Origin of the sequence: Solidesulfovibrio carbinoliphilus subsp. oakridgensis, assembly GCF_000177215.2 — a bacterium.
In the GTDB taxonomy this organism is placed as follows: Bacteria; Desulfobacterota; Desulfovibrionia; order Desulfovibrionales; family Desulfovibrionaceae; genus Solidesulfovibrio; species Solidesulfovibrio carbinoliphilus.
On the sequence record NZ_CM001368.1, the window covers coordinates 601458 to 621658 of the forward strand.

The following is a 20201-nucleotide window of genomic DNA, read 5'->3' on the forward strand; positions in this document are numbered from 1 at the left end:
TTCCGGCCACGTCGCGTCAAGAGGGGCCGGCCGCTTTCAGGGCGCGCGGCAGGGCGTGTCCCGGCCGAGGGCCCGCAGCAGGGCCAGGACGAGGTGTTCGTTCACGCTCGACAGCGCCTCCGGGCCGGCCAGGGCGAACCGCTGGCTCACTTCCAGCTCGATGCCCAGGTAGCGTTCGCCGAATCGCCGGCGAAGGGCGGTGGCCAAGCCGTCGGCCACGCCCCGGTAGGGGGAGTTGCGCCGCAGGATCAGGTCCGGATCCAGGCAGGCGAGCTCCTGCATCCATTTGCCGCAAAAATCCCTTTCTGCCGAGCGCTTGGGATCGTAGAGAAAGCCCGCGTCGCAGTGGCGGGTCACGCCGGCCAGGCAAGGGGTGAAGCTGTGGCTGGCGATGTGCAGGACCGGCCGGCCGGACTCGAGCAGGTCGGCCACGGCCGCGGCCACGGCCTGCCGGTGCGGGTGGTAGTGGGCGGCCAGGATCGCCTCCCGCATCCGGGCGGGCAGGGGGCGGGTGATTTCCGAGAAGAGCCCGGGACGGCCGACCGAGCGGTTGAGGTCGACCACCAGTCGGGTCGTGGTGCTGGCGAAAAGCGGGGCACCGGTCGCCGTGGCGAACCCCCGGGCCGTTTCCAGGGCCCCGGCGTCAAAGCCCCGGTGCGAGGCGAGCAGGTCCCGCCACGGCGTAAAAAGCCGGGCATAGGGCGGCGGGACGTCGTTCCCGCCGTGCTCACAGGTAATAAGGAGCGCCGGTGAGGCCGACATGGAAGGGCTCGTTTCCGGCCAGGCAGTCGCACAACCGGCCGTAGACCTGCCGGATGGTCCGGGGGCGGTAGTCGCTGTCCACGGCCGCCAGGATTCGCCGGGCCAGGCTCGACTGGTCGACCATGACGGCAAGCGATTTTTCCCAGTCCGGGTCGAAGTCCATGTCCGGCAGGGAACTTAAGGCCAGCCGCCGCCAGATGACGCGGGCCGGGATGTTCGACGGCGCGTAGACCCCGAACAGCCGGGCGTACTTCGGGGGCACGGGCGTGCGGCCGGCGTTTTTGGTGGTCATGGCGAGGATGTCGGCCAGCTCCCGGGTGTCCCAGGCCTTTTGTTCCTCAAAGGTGGACCACCGCTCCTCGACTAGGCCCTTGAGCGCCGCCACCACCACTCCGGCCAGGGCCAGGTCCGCGGCCGGACATTCCTGGGTGTCGAGGACCCGGATCTCGATGGTGGACCGGTCGAACCGGGCGATGGCCCCCCGGGCATTGAGAAACTCGTCCTGAAGCACGCCTTGCGGGTCCATGGGAGCGATGTCGCGGTACAGGGGGGCGAGGATCCGGTCGCGGTATTCCTGTTCGGAAAAGACCGCTTCCGGGATGACCGCGCCCATGACCGAGGGCACCCGGTCGGCGTTGTGGGAGTACCGATCCATGCGGGCGTCGAGAAAGCCCGTGAATTTGCCGTCAAGAATCGGCGTGGAGGCGGCCAGGGCCGGCATGATCGGCAAAAGGACCCGGATGGCGGCATGGAGCCGGCCGAACTCCTCGTCCCCGCGAAAAGGCAGGTTTACGTGCATGCTTTGCAGGTTCGACCAGCCATGCCCCTTGCAGTCGAAGATGGCGTCGAAGGTCCGGTAGATTTCGCCGTGCTCATGGGGCCAGAGCACGGTTTCGGCCGGCGGGTCCATGAGGGGATGGGCGCCTGTCGGCATGAGCCGGCCGCCAAAGGGCGCAAGCAGGGTATCCGCCTTGGCCACGTGCGCGGCAAAGGTGGCGGCCAGGCCCGAGAGGCTCGGGGCCGGCTGGCTGACCTTCATCTCGAGCACATGGTTGACCAGCTCGTTTGACCAGGTGAGCTTGCCCATGTCCACGTCCGCCGCCCCTTCCCGGCCGGCGGCGGCGGCGAGCAGCCGGTCGGCCACGGGCAGGACGGCCAGCGTCTCCCGGTCGACGATCATGTATTCGATTTCAATGCCAAAAGCGGAAAAAAGAGGTCTTACCCGGCTCATACGTTCAGGCTCCCGGTTTTGCGGCGTTCGATGCGTTTGAGGAAGACTTCCACAACGCGGAGGTAGAGTTCGTCCTGGAGCACCTCGTCCTCGAATCCGGCGTCGATGTTGGGGTTGTCGTTGACCTCGATGACATAGACCTTGTTGCCCACCTGCTTGAGATCCACGCCGTAGAGTCCGTCGCCGATGGCGGACGCGGCCTTGAGGGCCGTGGCGATGACTTTTCTCGGCGCCTTGCCCACGGGCAAGGTTTCGACCCGGCCGTAGATGTCCTTGCCGCTCGCGCCCTTGCGCAGGATCTGCCAGTGCCCGGCGGCCATGAAGTACTTGCAGGCGAAAAGCGGCCGCCTGTCAAGGATGCCGATGCGCCAGTCGAAATCCGAGGGCAGGTATTCCTGGGCGATGACCAGGTCGGATTTGGCCAGAAGCTTCCTGGCTTCGGTCAGGAGGGCGTCGGATTCGCGCACCAGCACCACGCCCTGGGAAAAGGCGCTGTCGGGCTGCTTGAGCACGCAGGGCAGGGAGAGTTCCTCCAGGATGTGGTCGATGCTCTTGCAGTGGGCGATGACGGTCTTGGGGGCCGGGATCTTGTGGCGGGCCAGCAGCTCGGCCAGGTAGACCTTGTTCGAGCAGCGCAGGATCGACTCCGGGTCGTCGATGACGATGAGTCCTTCGGCCACGGCCTTTCGGGCCATGCGGTAGGTGTGGTGGTCGACGTTGGTGGTTTCGCGGATGAAAAGCGCGTCGAATTCCGACAGGCGGTTGGAGTCTTCGCGGGTGATGAGCTCGACGCCGACGCCGAGGGTCTCGGCCGCCTTGACGAAGCGCTTGATGGCCCTCCCGTCCGAAGGAGGCCGCGCCTCCTCGGGGTCGTGGAGGATGGCCAGATCGTAGCGCGACACAGGTCGTTTGGGGATGATCAGCTTTTTGCCGGCAAAGTATTCCGTGGAAACGGCTTCCGCGAAGTCGCGTTCCGTGCCGGGGATGTCCTTGACGGCCAAGGGCGAGACGTTTTGCAGCTGCCAGCCGTTTTGGAAGGTGCAGTCGGCCCGCAGGAACGGGGTCGGAAAGAGCTTGAAAAGTCGCGAGGCCAGCTGCTCCAAACCTTTTTGCGGGGTCTTGCCGAAATAGACGGAGAAGCTCGTTTTTTCGGGCTGCCGGTCGGCCATGGCCCGGGCCAGGACGTCGGCGAGTTCGTCGGAGGCCAGCCGGATGATGCCCACGGACTTCATGTCCTGGATGGCCGTGATGGAGGGGACGGGCTTGTGTCCCCGGGCCTCGGCCAGAAGCGAGACGTAGTAGCCCATGGACTGGTAGCGGTAGGACCGGCAGATGTTGATGATCTTGACGCCGCGAAGGCCGGTGAAGGTCTCGTCGGTGAGGTAGGCCCGGGCCGCGATGGGTTCCACGCCGGAAAAAACCAGGGAACAGTCTTCCGGGTTTTCGATGACCACCAAAACGGACACGCTTAGAGGCTCCTTTGCCGATCCGGGGATCGGCCTTTTTTGCGGGGAGAGAGCACGAGCAGGTTGGCGTCGCAGGTGACGATGCCGAGCATGACGGCGCACACGAGGTGGTTGAGCGTCACTTCGTAGTATTGGCTCGCGCTGATGGGATTTGGCAGGAGCGGGTCCGCGATGTGGGTGGTGCGCCGCTCCATGTTGTACCCGTTTATGACGACGAAATGGCCGGACGGGTCGCCGCGCAGGTCGTCGAAAACGAGCTTGCCGCCGTCGTCGCGTTCGCGGGCGGTGCGGTAGAGGTAGGTCGCGGACAGGCCGGCCAGGATGGGCCGGTCGCGTTTGAGGATGCCCCGGATGAAGCTCGCGGTCAGGTCCACGAAGCGGATCTTGCCGCCAAGCTCCAGGAAATGCAGATAGGCCTTGGTGGCCGACCGGATACGCGCGGATCTCTTGTAGCGCAGCTGGCGGGTGAGCTTCTGGGCCAGATCGGTCGATTCCTCGGCAAACCAGGTGATGTCGAAGACGGTCAGGTCGAAGGTGTAGAGCTTGGCGGCATAGCCCCGGGCCAGGGCGTGGCTGCCGATATGGGCGGCGAGCGTGCCTCCGGCGGGCAGGGTCTTCACCTCGCGGATCAGGGTGTCGAGCGGCAGGGCATCGCCGTAGAAGCGGTAGATGGCGTGCAGGCAGGTCGGCCCGCAGGTGGTGTCGTCTGGCTGGGCCAGGATGGGGATGGCAAGCTTGGATTCCACGTTGTGGCCCCTACCACGGCACACGGATGTTGACCATGGTCACTGTGCCGTTTTTTTGCTGCTGCGTGTTCTTGCGGGAAGGAAGCGCCGCAGGGCGCGGCGGGGAGCGGACGAAGAAGGACGGGGTGCGGGGCGGCCTGGCAGGCCGGCGGGAAAGAGGGATTCCATCATTGCCTGAAAACGGCGCGGCGACGGGTGGGCGGGCGCGTTCCTGTTGCCGGAAGGCCGGCTATTCGAAGTGGATTTCCTCTTCCTTGACGATCTGGAAGGCCTTGTTGGACTTGACCAGGCCCGGGATGCCCCGAAATTTCCGCACGCCCTGGATCTCGGCGTCGAGCAGGGCGTCCACGTCGTTGTCGAGCATGATGATGTCGCCGGGCTTGAGGGAAAGGAGCTGGCGGCCCGTGATCTGGGACCGGCCGAAGCGCACGAGCAGCTCCACCGGCGTCTCCATGAGCCGTTCCTTGAACCGGGCGATCCAGGCGTGGTCCACTTCCAGGCGTTCGGTCTGGAAGGAGGCGTAGAGCTTGGAGCGGATCGGCTCGATGGTGGCGTAGGGCAGGCAGACGATGAGCGAACCGATGGCGTTTTCGAGCTCGACCTCGAAGGTGACCACCACCACCACGTCGCTTGGCGGCACGATGGCCGCGAACTGGGGGTTCACCTCGCTGCGCACCAGCTCGATGTGGACCTCGTGGACCGGCTGCCAGGACTCTTCCATGTTCTCAAGCGCGATGCGCACCACCCGGTTGATGATGGCCTGCTCGATGGGGGTGAAGTCCCGGCCCTCGATCTTGGGCTGGGACCCGGCCCCGCCGAAAAAGCTCTCCACCATGGCGAAGACGAGCCTCGAGTCCACCACCAGGATGGCGTTGCCGCGAAGGGGGTCGAGCTTGAAGATATTGATCGAGGTGGGGACGGGCAGCGAGCGCATGAAGTCCCCGAACTTGGACATGTCGATGGAAATGGGGTTGACGTCGGCGCGCTTGCGCATGGCGTTGGCCATGGCGTTGGAGGCAAGGCGGGCGAAGCGGTCGTTTATGATCTCAAGGACCGGCATCCGGCCGCGGATGATCCGGTCCTGGTTGGACAGGTCGAAAACCACGACCCCGGAGTCGTCCTCCAGGATGTCGGTTTCCGCTTCGATCTCGCCGCCGGAAAGGCCCCGAAGCAGCGCATCGACCTCGTCCTGATCCAGTATCTTGCTCATGTCCCACCCTGTCGGCCGGTCTGGCCCGCACTATAGGGACCTCGGCCCGAAAAGAAAAGAGCCCAAGGAACAAACGAAAACCGGCCGCCACAGGGCGGCCGGCCGGTTGGACGCAGGTGCATTGGGGCTTCCGTTGGCGGCGGGCAGGCGGGGCTAGAAGGAGACGTTCAGGCCCAGGGTGCCGCCGAAGGCGTTGATGCCCTGGTTGCTGAACTGCCCGATGTGCCAATATTTGACCGAACCCTTGAGGCTCAGCTGCTGGGTCAGGGCGTAGGTGGCGCCCACTTCGCCGTTTTCGGTCAGATTGTTCTCGAAGCCGTTGTAAGGGATCTTGGTGTCGGCCCACAGGCCGCCGAAACCGGCGCCGAGAAACATCGTGGCCTGGGACGTGGCCACGAAGTGCCAACGGGTGTTGAAGTTGGCGCCGATGCCGCTGGCGGGCGAAGCCTTGGAACCGATGCCAAGGGGCGTTTCGAAGCGCTTGTTCTGGTCCATGTACACGCCCATGCCTTCAGCTTCTACGGCCACGTTGTCGAAGACATAGTAGTTGAACGCCCCGCCGTAGGTGAAGATGGAATTGACGCGGGGGTTGGTGGCGCCGAAGGCGCTGAACCGGGGCTCGAAATTGAAGGACCCGGCCGAGAAATTCTGGGCCATGACCCAGCCGGCCGAAGCGGCCAGAATCAGGCAGGCGGCCGTAAGGGCCAAAATGAGCTTGCGAAAAAGCGCGTCCATGACCTTCTCCCTGTGCGCGAATTGGAATGGGGGAAGACGTTACAAATGTCATGCCAGAGGGGAGAAACGGCGTTTTTGTCGTTAATATCCTGAAATAAAATAAAAAATCAGAAAATGGCTGTGGCGGCCCGCCAAGGAGGCGCCAGAAGTGTTTGAATCTTTCAGAAAATAAAACAGATGGCTCGCGAGAAGGACAGGCTTCCGGCCGGGCCTGCCGGCGGCGGGAAACGGACAGGCAGTTCCAATGAAAAAGCCCGCCCCAAGGGACAACGGCGGTGCGCGGCGCGTCGTTCCTTGGGGCGGACTTTTCCGGGCGGGCGACCTCTGGCGGGGCCGGATTACGCTTGTCGCGTCTTTTTTTCGCGTACCCGGGTCCGCAGCCAGTCGTACCAGTCGTCGAGGCCTTCCCGGGTCCGGGCCGAGACCGGAAAGATGCTGATGCATTCGTTCAGGACCCGGGCATGGCGGCTGGCCCGGTCCAGGTCGAAATCCACGTAGGGGAGGAGGTCCACCTTGTTCAAGACCAGGGCGGCGGAGATGTGGAAGAGAAGCGGATATTTCTCGGGCTTGTCGTCGCCCTCGGCCACGCTTAAAAGCGCGATCTTCAGGTCCTCGCCCACGTCGAACTCGGCCGGGCAGACGAGATTTCCGACGTTCTCGATAAAAAGGATGTCCAGGCCGTCCAGGGCGAGGCTTTTGACCGCCTCCTGGACTTGCGAACTGGTCAGGTGGCAGCCGCCCTCGGTGTTGATCTGCACGGCCTGCGCCCCGGTCGCGGCCACGCGGCGGGCATCGTTGTCGGTTTGCAGGTCGCCTTCGACCACGGCCATCTTGAGCTCCGGGGCGAGGTCGGTCAGGGTCCGCTCGAGCAACGTGGTCTTGCCCGCGCCGGGCGAGCTCATGAGGTTTAAGACCAGGATGCCCTTGTCCGCGAAAAACGTTTTGAGGTCGGCGGCGATGCGGGCGTTGGCCTCCAGGATGTTGCGTACCACGGGAATCTGCATGGCAAGCCTCCGCTATTCGAGTTCGAGGTATTCGATGTAGAGTTCGCGGCCGGAGAGGACGGTGTGGCCGAGCTCCTCGCCGCAGGCCGGGCAGGGGGCGAAGGCGGCCGAGGGGACCTCGGGCGTGAACTCCCGGCCGCAGGCCCGGCAGCGAAGGACGACCGGGGTCTCCTCCAGGACGAGTTTGGCCCCGGCGATGGCCGTGTCCATGGTCATGGTTTCGAAGCCCATTTCCAGGGCTTCGGGCACCACGGCCGACAGCCGGCCGTGTTTGACCTTGACGGTAAGCAGCCGCTTGTTTTCCTGCTTGGCCATTTCTTCTTCAATGATGGCGAGCAGGCTTTGGACGATGGCGAGTTCGTGCATGGCCGGTCCCTGGTACGGCAAATCACTCCCTGCGTAAAGAAAGCCGGGAGAAAAAGGGCGTTAGCGGAAATACGGAGCCAGGACCACGGCCACGACCATGGCTGGCAGCAGGTTTGACACCTTGATTTTCAAAAGCCCGAGCATGTTGATGCCAATGGCCACGATGAGAAGGCCGCCAACGGCCGTCAGTTCGGTCAGCCGGTCCGGGGTGAAATAGCCGTGGGCCACGGTCCCGAGGAAGACGAGCAGGGCTTCGTAGAGGGCGACCGGCACGAAGGACAGGAGCACGCCCGCCCCGTAGGTGGTGGCCAGGATCAGGGCCACCGAGCCGTCGAGCAGGGATTTGGTGAAAAGGATGGTGTGGTCGCCGCGAAGGGCTTCGTCAAAGGAGCCGAGGATGGCCATGGTGCCGGTGCAGAAGATGACCGAGGCCGTGACCAGGCCGTCGGTGAAAAGGGCGTTTTCCGAGCGGAGCCTGGCTTTGAGGCGGTCGCCGGCCCGGGCCATCCACCGCTCGATGTCGATGGCCTCGCCGGCCACGGCCCCGGCCAACATGCTGATCACGACGAGCAGGGGGGCGTCCATGGAAAGCGCCATCTTGAGGCCGATCAAAAGGATCGAGAGGCCAAGGGCCTGGAACATGATGACGCGCACGCGGTCGGGAAAGCGGCCGTGGAGCGTCAGGCCGAGCAGGCCGCCAACGACGATGGCCGCGCCGTTGACCAGGGGGCCGAGCGGGATCATGGGAGACTCCTTGCGCCTGTGGGGCTGGGGAGGGCTACCAGTTCCGGAGGCGTGGGACAAGCCGTTACCTGGTTGACACCCTGGCGGTCCATAGGATAAATCTCAGGATTCATGCCGGGATGGCGGAATTGGTAGACGCAGCGGACTCAAAATCCGCCGGTCGCAAGGCCTTGGGGGTTCGAGTCCCCCTCCCGGTACCATAAAAATTTCAGCGGGTTGCATCTGTCCGAAAGGACAAGGGCGACCCGCTGTTTCTTTTTGGAGACAGCGTTCGAAATCTTCCGGCGCTGCCCGTTCCTAACCCGGGTACAGCGCCAATACCAGCACCTGGCCCGCGATGATGCGAAGGATCATGGTCAGCGGATAGACCGTGGCGTAGACCGAGGCCGGGGCGTCGCTGCCAAGCATCTGCGTGGCAAAGGCCAGGGCGGGCGGATCGGTCATGCTGCCGGCCAGCAGGCCGCAGGTGGAGGCGTAGTTGCAGCCAAGGACGATACGGCCGAAAACGCCGGCGGCCAGAAGCGGCAGGAAGGTGATGGCGGCTCCGGCCAGAAGCCAGTTAAGGCCCTGCCCCGACAGCACGGCAGGCAGGAACCGGTCCCCGGCGGCCAGCCCGACGCAGGCGAGAAAAAGGCAGATGCCGACCTCGCGCAGGATGAGGTTGGCGCTTTCCGGCATATACCAGACCAGCCCGCCGAAATGGTGCAGCCGCGACAGCACGATCGACACCAGAAGCGGCCCGCCGGCCACGCCGAGCTTGACCCCGGTCGGCAGCCCCGGCACCGGCACGGGCAGGCTGCCGAGAATGGCCCCGAGAACGATGCCCAGAAAAAGGGGCAACACGTGGGGATGGGCCAGATCCCGGGCCGAATTGCCGACCAGCTTTTCCACCACGGCAAGCTGGGCCGGGACGCCGACGCAACGGAGCAAATCGCCGAAGTGGAGCGGAATATCGGGGCCGGGCGTGAATTCCGTTCCCGAGCGCCGGATGCGCGTCACCCGCACCTCGTGGGCCTGGAGCAGGCCGAGCTCGGGTACGGTCCTGCCGATGACGCCGGACCGGGTGACGTAGAGCCGGCGCACCTCCAGGGGACCGGGAAGGCTTGGCAGATCCGTGGCGCTCTTGCTGCCGATCCGTCGGCACAGCGCATCCAGGGCATCCTGCCGGCCCACGGCGTGGAGCAACATGCCCGGAGCGAGCAGGGTGTTGTCCGTGGCCGGCCGGGTCTCTCCTTGGACCATGATCCGTGAAACCACCACGCCGGCGTTCTTCATGCCGGGAATCCGGGCGATCGGCAGACCGAAGACGTCCGGGACCGTGACCTCGATGGTCATGGCGGCCAGGGGAGGGGCGTGGTGCGCCAGCTGTTCCTCGAACTGGCGCAGTTCCCGGGCCGGGTCGATGCGAAAAAGCGCGCGCAAAACCAGCATGACGAGGATGATGCCGAAAATGCCGAAGGGATAGGCCACGGCGTAGCCAAGGCCGGCCTGGGCCGTGGTTGTCTCGCCAAGGGCCGGGGCCGCTTCCTGGAAGGCCTGGGAGGCGGCGGCCAGGGAGGGCGTGTTGGTGGTCGCGCCGCTTAACAGCCCTACGGCCGTGGCCAGGGACAGGCCGCCCCACAGGTGGAAGGCGGCGGCCAGGCCGGCACCGGAGAGGACGATCAGGGCGGCCATGGCATTGAGTCGCAGTCCCCGGCGGCGCAGGGAATCGACGAATCCCGGCCCGACCTGCATGCCGATGGTGTAAACGAAAAGGATCAGTCCGAACTCCCGGGCGAAGTCCAGGACGTGGCGCTCGACGGCAAGGCCCATATGGCCGGCGGCCAGGCCGCTGAAAAGCACGCCGCCAACGCCGAGCCGGATGCCGCCAATGCGGATATGGCCGATGCCAAGGCCCACCGTGACGGTGAGCCCGAGAACCACGACGGCCTGGAGGGTGGAAGGGGAGAAAAAAAGCGGCGTCAGCCAGTTCATGCCAAAAGCCTCCCTCGGCGGGGTGACGCGCACCGGCGCGTTGGTCCGGCCGGGCGGGGCCAAAGAGGCCGGTGACCCCGCCCAGGCCGGCCCTTTCCGGCGTCCACGGGGCGGGTCCCGCGAACCGTGGCCGCCAAGCCGCGTTTTTGACCGGCCAAACTGTGCGGACAATGCCGTCCGGCGTCAAGACCGGGGTCCCGGCGGCCTTTCCGGGGCAGCCGCCTCTTGCCATTGCCGGCCGCGTCACCATACTGTCACCACGGCCCGGGCATTTTTTCCATGTCCGCCCGGGCCGCCAAGGAGATCCCATGCCCTTTGACGCCCCGAAGGCCAGCCGCCTTCTGGAGAAAAAGCTCGCCGCCATGTCCGGCCGGCCGGTCCTGCCGGCCGCCATGCTCCGCCTCGTCGCCGACACCTCCCGGGCCCAGCTCGCGGCCCGGGCCGGGGAAACGCCCGATATCACCGCCGACATGGTCGCGGACATCGAGCGGGTCCTGCGCGGCGCGCCCTTGCTCTCCCGGGAAGCCTTTCCCGTGGACGCGGCCCGGGCCGAGGCCCTTTTCGCCGCCCTCTCCCGGCTGGTCAGGGCCAGCGAGCCCCACCTGGCCGAAGCCATGGCCGTCATCGACGCGGCCCTGGCCGCCGGGGAGCCGGACGTGCGCACCGCCTTTTCCCGCCACCTGGCCGGGGACGACGCCTTTTTCGCCGCCTTTGGCCAAGCGACGCCCCAGGCCCCGCGCCTGCTCGGCTTCCTGGTTCAGGCGGCGCTGACCCCGCAGCTTTCGGCCATTGCCGAGGCCGCCTACGCCCACCTTCCAAAGGACCGGGTCTGGAATTTCGGCCAGTGTCCGGTCTGCGCCAGTCCGCCCTACATGGCCCGCCTCGTCGACAAGGTCGGGGCCAGGCACCTTTCCTGTTCCTTCTGCCAGCTCGAATACCGGGCCAAGCGGCTCATGTGCCCCTATTGCGGCGAAGAGGACCACACGAAGCTTGAGGTCTTCACCGCTCCGGACGAGCCGGGCTATGCCGTGCACGTCTGCCTGCGTTGCAAAAGCTACATCAAGACCGTCGATTTCCGGGAACTCGACCGGCCGAGCCTGCCGGCCCTCGACGACCTCGAATCCCTGACCCTGGATCTGGCGGCCAAGGGGCAGGGGTATGGCCGGCCGGTGCTTTCGGCCTGGGGATTTTGACATGGACGCGCCGCTGCTCCGGCCTCTGCTGCGGAAGATTCCCTGCCGCCGCTTCAAGGATGGCCGGTTTGCCGACATCGGCGACGACGTGGCCACCGAGATCCGGGTCCGGTTGCGGGTGGCCGGGATCGGGGAAAAAGAGCTTCTCGCCGCACCGTTTGACGCCACGCCGCTGGTCCTCGGCCACGCCCTGCTCGAAATGCTGGGGGATGGCCGGGTGCCGGCCGTTGCCCGGGCCAACGGCTTCTCCTTCGATCTGGACGTTTTTCCGGACAAGCGGGGCGAGGCCAATCCGGCCCTGCCGCGTCCCGTGTCCGCCGCCGCGCTTCTTGGCCTCGTCACCCGGTTCATCGCCGCGCCGGGCCTGTGGGACGGGACCGGCTGCTTTCACCGGGCGGCGCTCTACGACGGGTGGACCGACACGTTTGTGGCCACGGCCGAGGACATCGGCCGCCACAACTGCCTGGACAGGCTGGCCGGCCAGGGCCTTCTCCAGGCGTTTCTCCCGCCGGAGCTTATCCTTTTCCTGTCGTGCCGGGTGACGGCGTCCATGATGGAGAAGGCCCTTCGGGCCGGCATCCGCATGGTGGTCAGCCGCTCGGCCGTGACCGGCGCGGCCTATGACGCGGCCGTGGCCGCGGGCGTGACCCTGGTCGGCTTCGCCCGGGACGCGGAGGCCCGGTTCACGGTCTTTACCGATACTGCCGGCAGGGTCACCGCGTGAGCGCGAGCCTGCAAACGCCTCTTGGCGTGATCCTGGCCGGCGGCAAGTCCAGCCGCATGGGCCGGGACAAGGCCTGGCTCACGTTTTTCGGGCAGCCCATGCTGTGCCGGGTGGCCGATGTCCTGGGAGAGGTGACCGGGGAACTGTTCGTCTCCGGCCGCGATCCAGCGGTTTTTGGCTTGAACGTTCCCTGGCTGCCGGACGAGACCCCGGATCTCGGGCCGGCCGGCGGCGTGTTGACCGTGTTGGAAGCGGTGGGGCGGCCCTGCCTGGTCGTGTCCTGCGACCTGCCGTTTCTGGACGAGGCCACGCTCACGCGCCTGGTGGACGCCTGGCGGGCCCGGCCGGCCACGGCCCTTATGACCACCTTCCGCATCGTCGAGACCGGGTTCATCGAATCCCTGGTCGCGATCTACGACCCGGCAAGCGCGCCGCTTCTGCGGCGGCGCCTGCGGGAAGGGGAGCGGCGGCTTTCCGCCATCTTTACCGAAGACCTGCGCTGGCACATCGAGTACTCCAAGGCCGATCCGGCTGCGGCGCGGGCGTTTTTCAACGTCAATTCGCCGCCGGACCTGACCCGGGCCCGTGGCATGGAGGCCCGAATATGACTGTGGCAAAAGAAGCCCTTCGCGACGGCCGAGGCCGGGAAGTCAGCTACCTGCGCCTGTCGGTCACCGACCGCTGCAACCTTTCCTGCCTGTACTGCCGGCCCAAGGACCGGATCTCGTTTATCCCCCACAACGACATCCTGCGCTACGAGGAGCTGCTCGACCTGGTGTCGCTCGGCCGGGAAATGGGCATCAGCAAGGTCCGCCTGACCGGTGGGGAGCCCTTTGCCCGCAAGGACGTCATGGTGCTGGTGGAGTCGATCCGCCGCCGGTTTCCGGAAATGGACCTGCGCCTGACCACCAACGCCACCCTTCTCGCCGGCAAGCCCGCCCTCCTGGCCGAGCTCGGCGTGACCGCGGTCAATATTTCCTGCGACACCCTGGACCGGGAGAAATACGCCCGCATCACGGGCTGCGACCGCCTGGACCTCGTACGCCGGGCCATTGACGAGAGCCTTGCGGCCGGGCTTCGGGTCAAGATCAACGCGGTCGCCCTGCGCGGCGTCAACACCGACGAAATTCCCGCCTTTGTCCGACTCGCCACGGACGCTCCCCTGGACGTCCGGTTCATCGAGTTCATGCCCGTTGGCGACGGCAACCTGTGGAAGCCGGAAAACTACATCGCCGCCAAGGACGTCCTGTCCCTGGCCGTGCGGGCGGCCGAGCTTGTGCCCGAGGAAAACGGCCACATCGCGGGGGGGCCGGCCAGGATGTACCGCATCGCCGGGGGCCTTGGCCGCTTCGGCGTCATCTCCCCCTTGAGCGAACACTTCTGCGATGCCTGCAACCGGCTGCGTATCACCTCGGACGGGAAGCTGCGCACCTGCCTTTTTTCCGACCGGGAATACCGGCTGCGGCCGCTCCTTCGCAATCCGAAACTCGGCCTGCGCAAGGTCCGGGAGGTCATCGCCCTGGCCCTTCGCACCAAGCCCCTCGGCTACGAGGTCCTAAACCCCGGCGCGGTTCCCGAAGCCAGGAACATGTCGGCCATCGGCGGCTGAGGCGGCCGCAACGGCCATGACCCTGGACCTGGAGCGGCATGCCAAAAGCGACGAAAGCGCCCGCCGTCTCATCGAACGGTTCTGCTGGCCGGCCGGCCGGCCCCGGTGTCCGCGTTGCGCCCATGCAAAGGCGTATGTGCTGGCCCAGGGGCGGCTGCGCTGCGCCGGCTGCCGCTACACCTACCACGCCCTGACCGGCCGGTTCGCCGGTCTGGCCGGGCTGTCCCCACGCCAGTGGCTGCGGCTCCTCACCCTTTTCGCGGCCAAGGAGACGGCCCACGCCATGGCTGCGGCCCTGGCCGTGGCCTACAATACCGCCTACAAGGCCGCCACCGTCACCCGGCTGGCCATCCTGGCCGACAGTCTCGACGGCCTGGCCGTCCTTGGCGGCCCGCTCGGCCGGGAGCTCGGCTTCGCCGGCGGCGTCCTGCGTCCCAAACCCGCCGACGCGCCCCTGGCCGCGGTTCCGGTCTTCGGCATCCTGGAGCGCGAAGGGACGGTCTTCGTCGACTACCTGCCCGACATGACGCCAGGCGACCTGCTCCATTTCAATCTCCGTTTTTCGCTGCCCCTGTCGCGGCTCGGGGCCATCGTCTATTCCGACCGCTACCAGCGCTACCAGACCCTCGTGACCTGCGGTTCGGACCTGCTTGCCCGGCGGATCGTGGAGGTGGCGGGCCGGGTGCCGGCCGTGGAACCGCGCCGGGAGGGGTTCTGGCCGTACGCCCGAGAGCGCCTGGTCCGGTTCCATGGGGTGACGGCCCGCAAATTCCCGCTCTATCTCAAGGAGCTGGAATTCCGCTACAATCACCGTGAGGATGATATCCTGCCTATTTTGCTTGAAAAAGTTTGCGCGGTTGTGCCAGATCTTGACTAATTGATTTTTCTTTGACCCCTTGGCACCCGTTTTTTAGATAAAAGGTGACTCTGTGCTTCGAAGTCTATGTTATTTTTAACTTATGTTAAAAATAACATAAGAACATACGGTCGAACCCGATACCCCGCCGGGGACCGGGAAAGCAGCAACGCCAAGCGGCAAGGAGACGGATCATGGAATGGAACCGGCGTGAGTTCCTCAAAATCGCGGGCGCCTCGACGGCCGTGGCCGCTTTCGGCGGCCTCGGCTTCGACCTGCGCCAGGCAAAGGCCCAGGCCCAGGCCCAGGCGCCGAAACTGAAATTCACCAAGCAGACCACGTCGGTGTGCTGTTACTGCTCGGTCGGATGCGGGCTCATTGCCAGCACCGACAAGGATGGGCAGGGCAGGGTGGTCAACATCGAGGGCGATCCCGACCATCCGATCAGCGAAGGGTCGCTTTGCCCCAAGGGCGCGTCCCACTACCAGCTCGGCACCAATGACCGCCGCATCACCAAGGTCCTGTACCGGGCCCCCTACAGCGAGAACTGGGAGGAAAAGAGCTGGGATTTCGCTCTCGACCGCATCGCGCGCCGCGTCAAGGAAACCCGGGACGCGGGCTTTGTCACCAAGGATTCCAAGGGCCGCACCGTCAACCGGTGCGAGAACCTGGCCTCGGTCGGCTCGGCTGCCCTGGACAACGAGGAGTGCTGGATCTACCAGGCCATGCTCCGGGCCATGGGGCTTACCTACATCGAGCACCAGGCCCGTATCTGACACAGCGCCACTGTAGCGGCTCTGGCAGAGTCGTTCGGACGCGGCGCGATGACGAACCACTGGATCGACATCGCGAATTCGGATTGCATTTTGATCATGGGCAGCAATGCCGCCGAGAACCATCCCATCTCGTTCAAATGGGCCCTTCGGGCCAAGGACAAGGGCGGGAAGATCATCCACGTCGACCCGCGCTACACGCGCACCTCGGCCCATGCCGACGTGTTCGCCCGGCTGCGGTCCGGCTCGGACATCGCCTTTTTGGGCGGCATGATCCGCTATATCCTGGCCAACAATCTCTATTTCAGGGATTACGTCGCCAACTACACCAACGCCTCGTTCATCCTCGGCGACAAGTATGCCTTCAAGGAAGGTTTTTTCTCCGGATTTGACGCGGAGAAGCAGATCTACGACAAAAGTGCCTGGAACTTCGCCAAGGACAGTGCCGGCCGCATCAAGAAGGATCTGACCCTCAAGGACCCCCGGTGCGTGTTCCAGCTCTTGCGCCAGCACTATGAGCGCTACGACATGAAGACGGTGTCGGACATCACCGGCACGCCGGTGGCCGACCTGCAGACCGTCTACCAGACCTACGCCGCCACGGGCAAACCCGAGAAATCCGGCACCATGCTCTACGCCATGGGCCAGACCCAGCACACGGTCGGCGTGCAGAACATCCGGGCCATGTCCATCGTCCAGCTCCTTTTGGGCAACATGGGCGTGGCCGGCGGCGGCATCAACGCCCTGCGCGGCGAAGCCAACGTCCAGGGTTCCACGGACCAGGGCCTGCTCTACCACATCCTGCCCGGGTATCTTCCGACGCCGGTGGCGAGCTTCACCACCCTCAAGGAATACGTGGAAAAAACCACGCCCGTGACCAAGGAGCCCCAAAGCATCAACTGGTGGGGCAACCGGCCCAAATACATGGCCAGCTTCATCAAGTCCCTCTATCCCGAGCAGGATCTGGAAACGGGCTACGCCTACCTGCCCAAGCTCGAGCCGGGCAAGGATTATTCCTGGCTGTCCATGTTCGACGTCATGCACAAGGGTGCCTTCAAGGGCTTCTTCGCCTGGGGCCAGAACCCGGCCGCCAGCACGGCCAATGCCAACAAGACCCGCGAGGCCATGACCAAGCTCGACTGGATGGTCACGGTCAACATGTTCGAGACCGAGACCGGCTCCTTCTGGAAAGGGCCCGGCCTTGACCCCAAAAAGGTCAAGACCGAGGTCTTTTTCCTGCCGTGCGCCGTGTCCTTTGAGAAGGAAGGCTCGATTTCGAACTCCGGCCGCTGGATGCAGTGGCGCTACGCCGCCCAGAAGCCGACCGGGGACAGCAAGCCCGACGGCGACATGATCTATGAACTGTTCGAAAAGATTCGTGAACTCTACGCCAAAGAGGGTGGGGCCTTCCCCGATCCCATCAAAAACCTCAACTGGGACGTGGCCACCAACCACGTCTTTGACCCCCACAAGGTGGCCAAGCGGATAAACGGCTTCTTCCTCCAGGATAAGACCCTCAAGGTCGGCGACGAGGAGAAGACGTTTAGGGCCGGCGACCCGGTGCCGGGCTTTGCCCTGCTCCAGACCGACGGGTCCACCAGTTCCGGGACCTGGGTCTACTGCGGGTCCTATACCGACAAGAACATGGCCGCCCGGCGCGACAAGACCCAGACCCCGATGCAGGCCAACATCGGCCTCTATCCGGGCTGGTCCTGGGCCTGGCCGGTCAACCGCCGCATCCTCTACAACCGGGCTTCGGTCGATCCCCAGGGCAAGCCGTACCAGCCGCAAAAGGCCGTCATCGAATGGAAGGACGGCAAGTGGGTGGGCGACGTGCCGGACGGCCCCTGGCCGCCCATGGCCGATGTGGAGAAGGGCAAGTATCCCTTTATCATGACCACCGACGGCATGGGCCAGATCTTCGGCCCGGGTCGAAACGACGGCCCCCTGCCGGAATACTACGAGCCGCTCGAGTGCCCGATCGGGGCCCACCCGTTCTCCAAGCAGCTCAACAACCCCACGGCCCTGACCTTTACCGGTCCGACCGAGGTGCACGCCGTCTGCGATCCGCGCTACCCGTTCGTGTGTTCCACCTACAGGGTGACCGAGCACTGGCAGACGGGCGTCATGACCCGCAATTCCCCCTGGCTCCTCGAGGCCGAACCGCAGATGTTCTGCGAGATGAGCCAGGAGCTCGCGGCCATGCGCGGCATCAAAAACGGCGACAAGGTCATCATGGAAAGCACCCGCGGGTCGCTTTGGGCCAAGGCCATCGTCACCGAGCGGATCAAGCCCTTCACCGTGCTCGGCCAGACCGTCCACCAGGTGGGCATCCCCTGGCACTACGGCTGGACCTGGCCGAAAAACGGCGGCGATTCGGCCAACATCCTGTGCCCGTCGGTCGGCGATCCCAACACGGGCATCCCCGAGACCAAGGCCTTCATGGTCAACGTGAAAAAGGCCTAGCCAACGGCCACGCGAGCCGTGCGCCGGGCCCCGAAACGGGCCCGGCGCGCGGATCCGCACGAAGCGATGGCCGGGACAGGCCCCCTGTTCCGGCCCCGTTTCCGGAAGTCGCCCCGACTTTTGGAAGCAGTCACCAGGAGAAATGCCGCCATGAACGGAAAGACGTTTTTTATCGACCTGTCGCGCTGCACCGGCTGCCGGGGCTGTCAGGTGGCCTGCAAGCAGTGGAAGAACAAACCCGTGGAACCCACGGAAAATACCGGCTCCCACCAGAACCCGCCCGACCTGTCCTGGCAGACGCTCAAAGTCGTGCGCTTTACCGAAACCACTGTGGACGGGAAGTTCCATTGGCTCTTTTTCCCGGACCAGTGCCGCCATTGCCTGGACGCGCCCTGCAAGATGGTCGGCGATTCCGAGGTGGTCGACGCTATTATCCAGGATCCTGAGACCGGGGCCGTGGTCTTCACGGACAAGAGCAAGCAGCTCAATGCCGAGGCGGTCCGCCAGGCCTGTCCCTACGATATCCCCCGGGTCGATCCGGCCACCAAGCTCATGTACAAGTGCGACATGTGCAACGACCGGGTCCAGTCCGGCATGCTCCCGTCGTGCGTCAAGACCTGCCCGACCGGCACCATGAACTTCGGGGATCGCGACGAGATGCTGTCCATGGCCCGCGAACGGCTGGCCAAGCTCAAACCCGTCCATCCGAAGGCCGAACTCGTGGACGCCGATTCCGTGCGGGCCATCTTCCTGTGCCCGCAGCCGCCGAGCGCCTATTACAAGTATCTCCAGTTCGGCGATGCCGGGCCGCGTCCCTTGAGCCGCAAGGCCTTCCTGGCCAAAGTGTTCCGGCCGCTTCGCACGTTCGGTTAGTCCCCGCCGGTCTGTCCGGAAGGCCGCTGCCACGGCCTTCCGGCCGCCGGTGTTCCCGATCCCGGCGCGTGGCCGTGCCCGGGACCGGGTGCACGGTCGGGCCGATGCCCCGCGACCCCGGTTGACCGCCGGGCCTGATCTGGTATTTCCCCGCCATGGTCACCTCTCGTGCGCGCATTTCCGTTTTTTCCGTCGTGGCGGCCGTACTCCTGGCCAGCCTGCTGGCGGCCTGTTCCGGCGAGCCGGCTCCGGAAGCCGAGGAGGCGGGCGTGCCCGGCGTCACCGACGACGCCGTGCTCGTCGGCTCCTCCCTGCCCCTGACCGGCCACGCCAGCTATCTCGGCAAGCAGACGCTTTTCGGGGCCCTGGCCTATATCAACGCGATAAATGACGCCGGCGGGGTGGCCGGCCGACGGATCACGGTCCTGGCCCTGGACGACGGCTACGACCCGCCCCGGTGCGTGGCCAACACCCAGCAGCTGATCGTCGAGGACCGGGTCTTTTGCCTCTTTAGCTATGTAGGCACGCCGACCACGGTCAAGATCATCCCGCTCCTGGAAGAGGCCAAGGTGCCGCTGGTCGGCAGCTTCACCGGCGCCGACGCCCTGCGCTCGCCCTTTCGACGCTCCATCGTCAACATCCGGCCCTCCTACTACCAGGAGACCGCCGCCGCCGTGGACCATATGGCCCGGGATCTCGGCATCGACCGGGTGGCCGTCTTCTACCAGTACGACGCCTACGGCTTCGACGGCCTCAAGGGCACGGAAATGGCGCTGCGTTCCCACGGCCTGGCCCCGGTGGCCCGGGGCTCCTACATCCGGGGCACCATGGACGTGGAGGAGGGCCTGGGCCGCATCCTTGAAGCCGGGCCGAAAGCCATCGTCATGATCGGCACCTACGGCCCCTGCGCCAAGGCCATCGGGCTGGCCCGGGCCCGGGGCTACAAGGGGCTTTTCTACGCCGTCTCCTTTGTCGGGGCCGACGAGATCGCCCGCCTCCTCGGGCCCGGGGACGACACGCCGCTTCTGGTCTCGCAAGTGGTGCCGCTGCCGGGCCGCCCCGAGTCCGGTCCGGTCCTGCCCGGGGTCACGGAGTACGCGGAGTTGCTCGGCCGGTATTTTCCCGGGGAGCGCCCCAATCTGGTCGGACTGGAAGGATTTATCAACGCCAAGGTCCTGGTCGAGGGCCTGCGTCGGGCCGGCCGGAACCTGACTCGGGAACGCTTTCTCGACGCCGTGGAGGCCATTGCCGATTTCGATGTCGGCATCGCCAGTCCCGTCAGTTTCGACAAGACCCGCCACCAGGGCCTGGAGCGGGTCTATTTCACGCGCCTCGACCACGGAGAATTCCACATGGTCACGGACTGGGGCCGCATCCGGGACGCACTGGCCGCCCGGGCAGGAACCGATGCCGTTCGCCGGGAAGCGGACGGGCCGGACCCGGGTCCGCCGGTCGGACCGGGGCAGTGA

The 20201-nt window shown here is 65.7% G+C and carries 18 protein-coding genes and 1 tRNA gene; 9 read left to right on the forward strand and 10 right to left on the reverse strand.

Going from position 1 to position 20201, the window contains the following annotated elements:
* Nucleotides 1-36 precede the first annotated feature (36 nt).
* The 9 genes from DFW101_RS02570 to DFW101_RS02610 all read right to left on the reverse strand — a co-directional run bounded on the left by DFW101_RS02570 (nucleotide 37) and on the right by DFW101_RS02610 (nucleotide 8264).
* Nucleotides 37-762, reverse strand: coding sequence for an N-formylglutamate amidohydrolase (locus tag DFW101_RS02570; protein ID WP_009179973.1), 726 nt, complete (start codon nucleotides 760-762; stop codon nucleotides 37-39).
* Nucleotides 728-1993, reverse strand: coding sequence for a carboxylate-amine ligase (locus DFW101_RS02575; RefSeq protein ID WP_009179974.1), 1266 nt, complete (start codon nucleotides 1991-1993; stop codon nucleotides 728-730). The genes DFW101_RS02570 and DFW101_RS02575 overlap by 35 nt, the downstream gene beginning before the upstream one ends.
* Nucleotides 1990-3459 carry a RimK family protein gene (locus DFW101_RS02580; protein WP_009179975.1) on the reverse strand — a complete coding sequence of 490 codons (1470 nt, stop codon included), beginning with the start codon at nucleotides 3457-3459 and terminating at the stop codon, nucleotides 1990-1992. Before DFW101_RS02580 ends, DFW101_RS02575 begins: the two co-directional genes overlap by 4 nt.
* Before the next feature lie 2 nt (nucleotides 3460-3461).
* Complete coding sequence (locus DFW101_RS02585; protein WP_009179976.1) at nucleotides 3462-4205, reverse strand: C39 family peptidase; 744 nt, start codon at nucleotides 4203-4205, stop codon at nucleotides 3462-3464.
* A gap of 229 nt (nucleotides 4206-4434) precedes the next feature.
* Nucleotides 4435-5415, reverse strand: a complete 981-nt coding sequence (gene fliM, locus DFW101_RS02590) for a flagellar motor switch protein FliM (RefSeq protein ID WP_009107756.1) — start codon at nucleotides 5413-5415, stop codon at nucleotides 4435-4437.
* Nucleotides 5416-5568: 153 nt separating this feature from the next.
* On the reverse strand, nucleotides 5569-6150 hold the full coding sequence (locus tag DFW101_RS02595; RefSeq protein WP_009179977.1) for an outer membrane beta-barrel protein: 582 nt from the start codon (nucleotides 6148-6150) through the stop codon (nucleotides 5569-5571).
* Nucleotides 6151-6488: 338 nt separating this feature from the next.
* A complete protein-coding gene (gene hypB / locus DFW101_RS02600; protein ID WP_009179978.1) occupies nucleotides 6489-7154 on the reverse strand; it encodes a hydrogenase nickel incorporation protein HypB in 666 nt (221 codons plus the stop codon).
* Nucleotides 7155-7166: 12 nt separating this feature from the next.
* Entirely contained in the window at nucleotides 7167-7520 is a 354-nt protein-coding gene (locus DFW101_RS02605; protein ID WP_009179979.1) for a hydrogenase maturation nickel metallochaperone HypA/HybF, read from the reverse strand.
* Between the two features lie 60 nt (nucleotides 7521-7580).
* The gene (locus DFW101_RS02610) at nucleotides 7581-8264 is read right to left on the reverse strand and encodes a DUF554 domain-containing protein (protein ID WP_009179980.1); all 684 of its coding nucleotides are present in this window, start codon (nucleotides 8262-8264) and stop codon (nucleotides 7581-7583) included.
* A gap of 113 nt (nucleotides 8265-8377) precedes the next feature.
* Between DFW101_RS02610 and DFW101_RS02615 the strand changes: the two genes are divergently transcribed.
* A tRNA-Leu gene (locus DFW101_RS02615) sits at nucleotides 8378-8464 on the forward strand.
* A gap of 97 nt (nucleotides 8465-8561) precedes the next feature.
* Here DFW101_RS02615 and DFW101_RS02620 read toward each other — a convergent pair.
* Complete coding sequence (locus tag DFW101_RS02620; protein ID WP_009179981.1) at nucleotides 8562-10238, reverse strand: putative transporter; 1677 nt, start codon at nucleotides 10236-10238, stop codon at nucleotides 8562-8564.
* 308 nt (nucleotides 10239-10546) lie between these two features.
* On the opposite strand from DFW101_RS02620, the gene DFW101_RS02625 reads away from it, so the two are divergent.
* The 8 genes from DFW101_RS02625 to DFW101_RS02665 all read left to right on the forward strand — a co-directional run bounded on the left by DFW101_RS02625 (nucleotide 10547) and on the right by DFW101_RS02665 (nucleotide 20201).
* On the forward strand, nucleotides 10547-11431 hold the full coding sequence (locus DFW101_RS02625; protein ID WP_009179982.1) for a formate dehydrogenase accessory protein FdhE: 885 nt from the start codon (nucleotides 10547-10549) through the stop codon (nucleotides 11429-11431).
* 1 nt (nucleotide 11432) lies between these two features.
* A complete protein-coding gene (locus DFW101_RS02630) occupies nucleotides 11433-12155 on the forward strand; it encodes a formate dehydrogenase accessory sulfurtransferase FdhD (RefSeq protein ID WP_009179983.1) in 723 nt (240 codons plus the stop codon).
* A complete protein-coding gene (mobA, locus tag DFW101_RS02635) occupies nucleotides 12152-12763 on the forward strand; it encodes a molybdenum cofactor guanylyltransferase (RefSeq protein WP_009179984.1) in 612 nt (203 codons plus the stop codon). The genes DFW101_RS02630 and mobA overlap by 4 nt, the downstream gene beginning before the upstream one ends.
* The gene (gene moaA, locus DFW101_RS02640; protein ID WP_009179985.1) at nucleotides 12760-13764 is read left to right on the forward strand and encodes a GTP 3',8-cyclase MoaA; all 1005 of its coding nucleotides are present in this window, start codon (nucleotides 12760-12762) and stop codon (nucleotides 13762-13764) included. The genes mobA and moaA overlap by 4 nt, the downstream gene beginning before the upstream one ends.
* A 16-nt stretch (nucleotides 13765-13780) precedes the next feature.
* Nucleotides 13781-14641 carry a transposase gene (locus DFW101_RS02645; RefSeq protein WP_009179986.1) on the forward strand — a complete coding sequence of 287 codons (861 nt, stop codon included), beginning with the start codon at nucleotides 13781-13783 and terminating at the stop codon, nucleotides 14639-14641.
* A 173-nt stretch (nucleotides 14642-14814) separates the two neighbouring features.
* On the forward strand, nucleotides 14815-17859 hold the full coding sequence (fdnG, locus tag DFW101_RS02655; RefSeq protein ID WP_009179987.1) for a formate dehydrogenase-N subunit alpha: 3045 nt from the start codon (nucleotides 14815-14817) through the stop codon (nucleotides 17857-17859).
* A gap of 150 nt (nucleotides 17860-18009) precedes the next feature.
* Entirely contained in the window at nucleotides 18010-18732 is a 723-nt protein-coding gene (locus tag DFW101_RS02660) for a 4Fe-4S dicluster domain-containing protein (RefSeq protein WP_009179988.1), read from the forward strand.
* Nucleotides 18733-18887: 155 nt separating this feature from the next.
* Nucleotides 18888-20201, forward strand: coding sequence for an ABC transporter substrate-binding protein (locus DFW101_RS02665; protein ID WP_009179989.1), 1314 nt, complete (start codon nucleotides 18888-18890; stop codon nucleotides 20199-20201).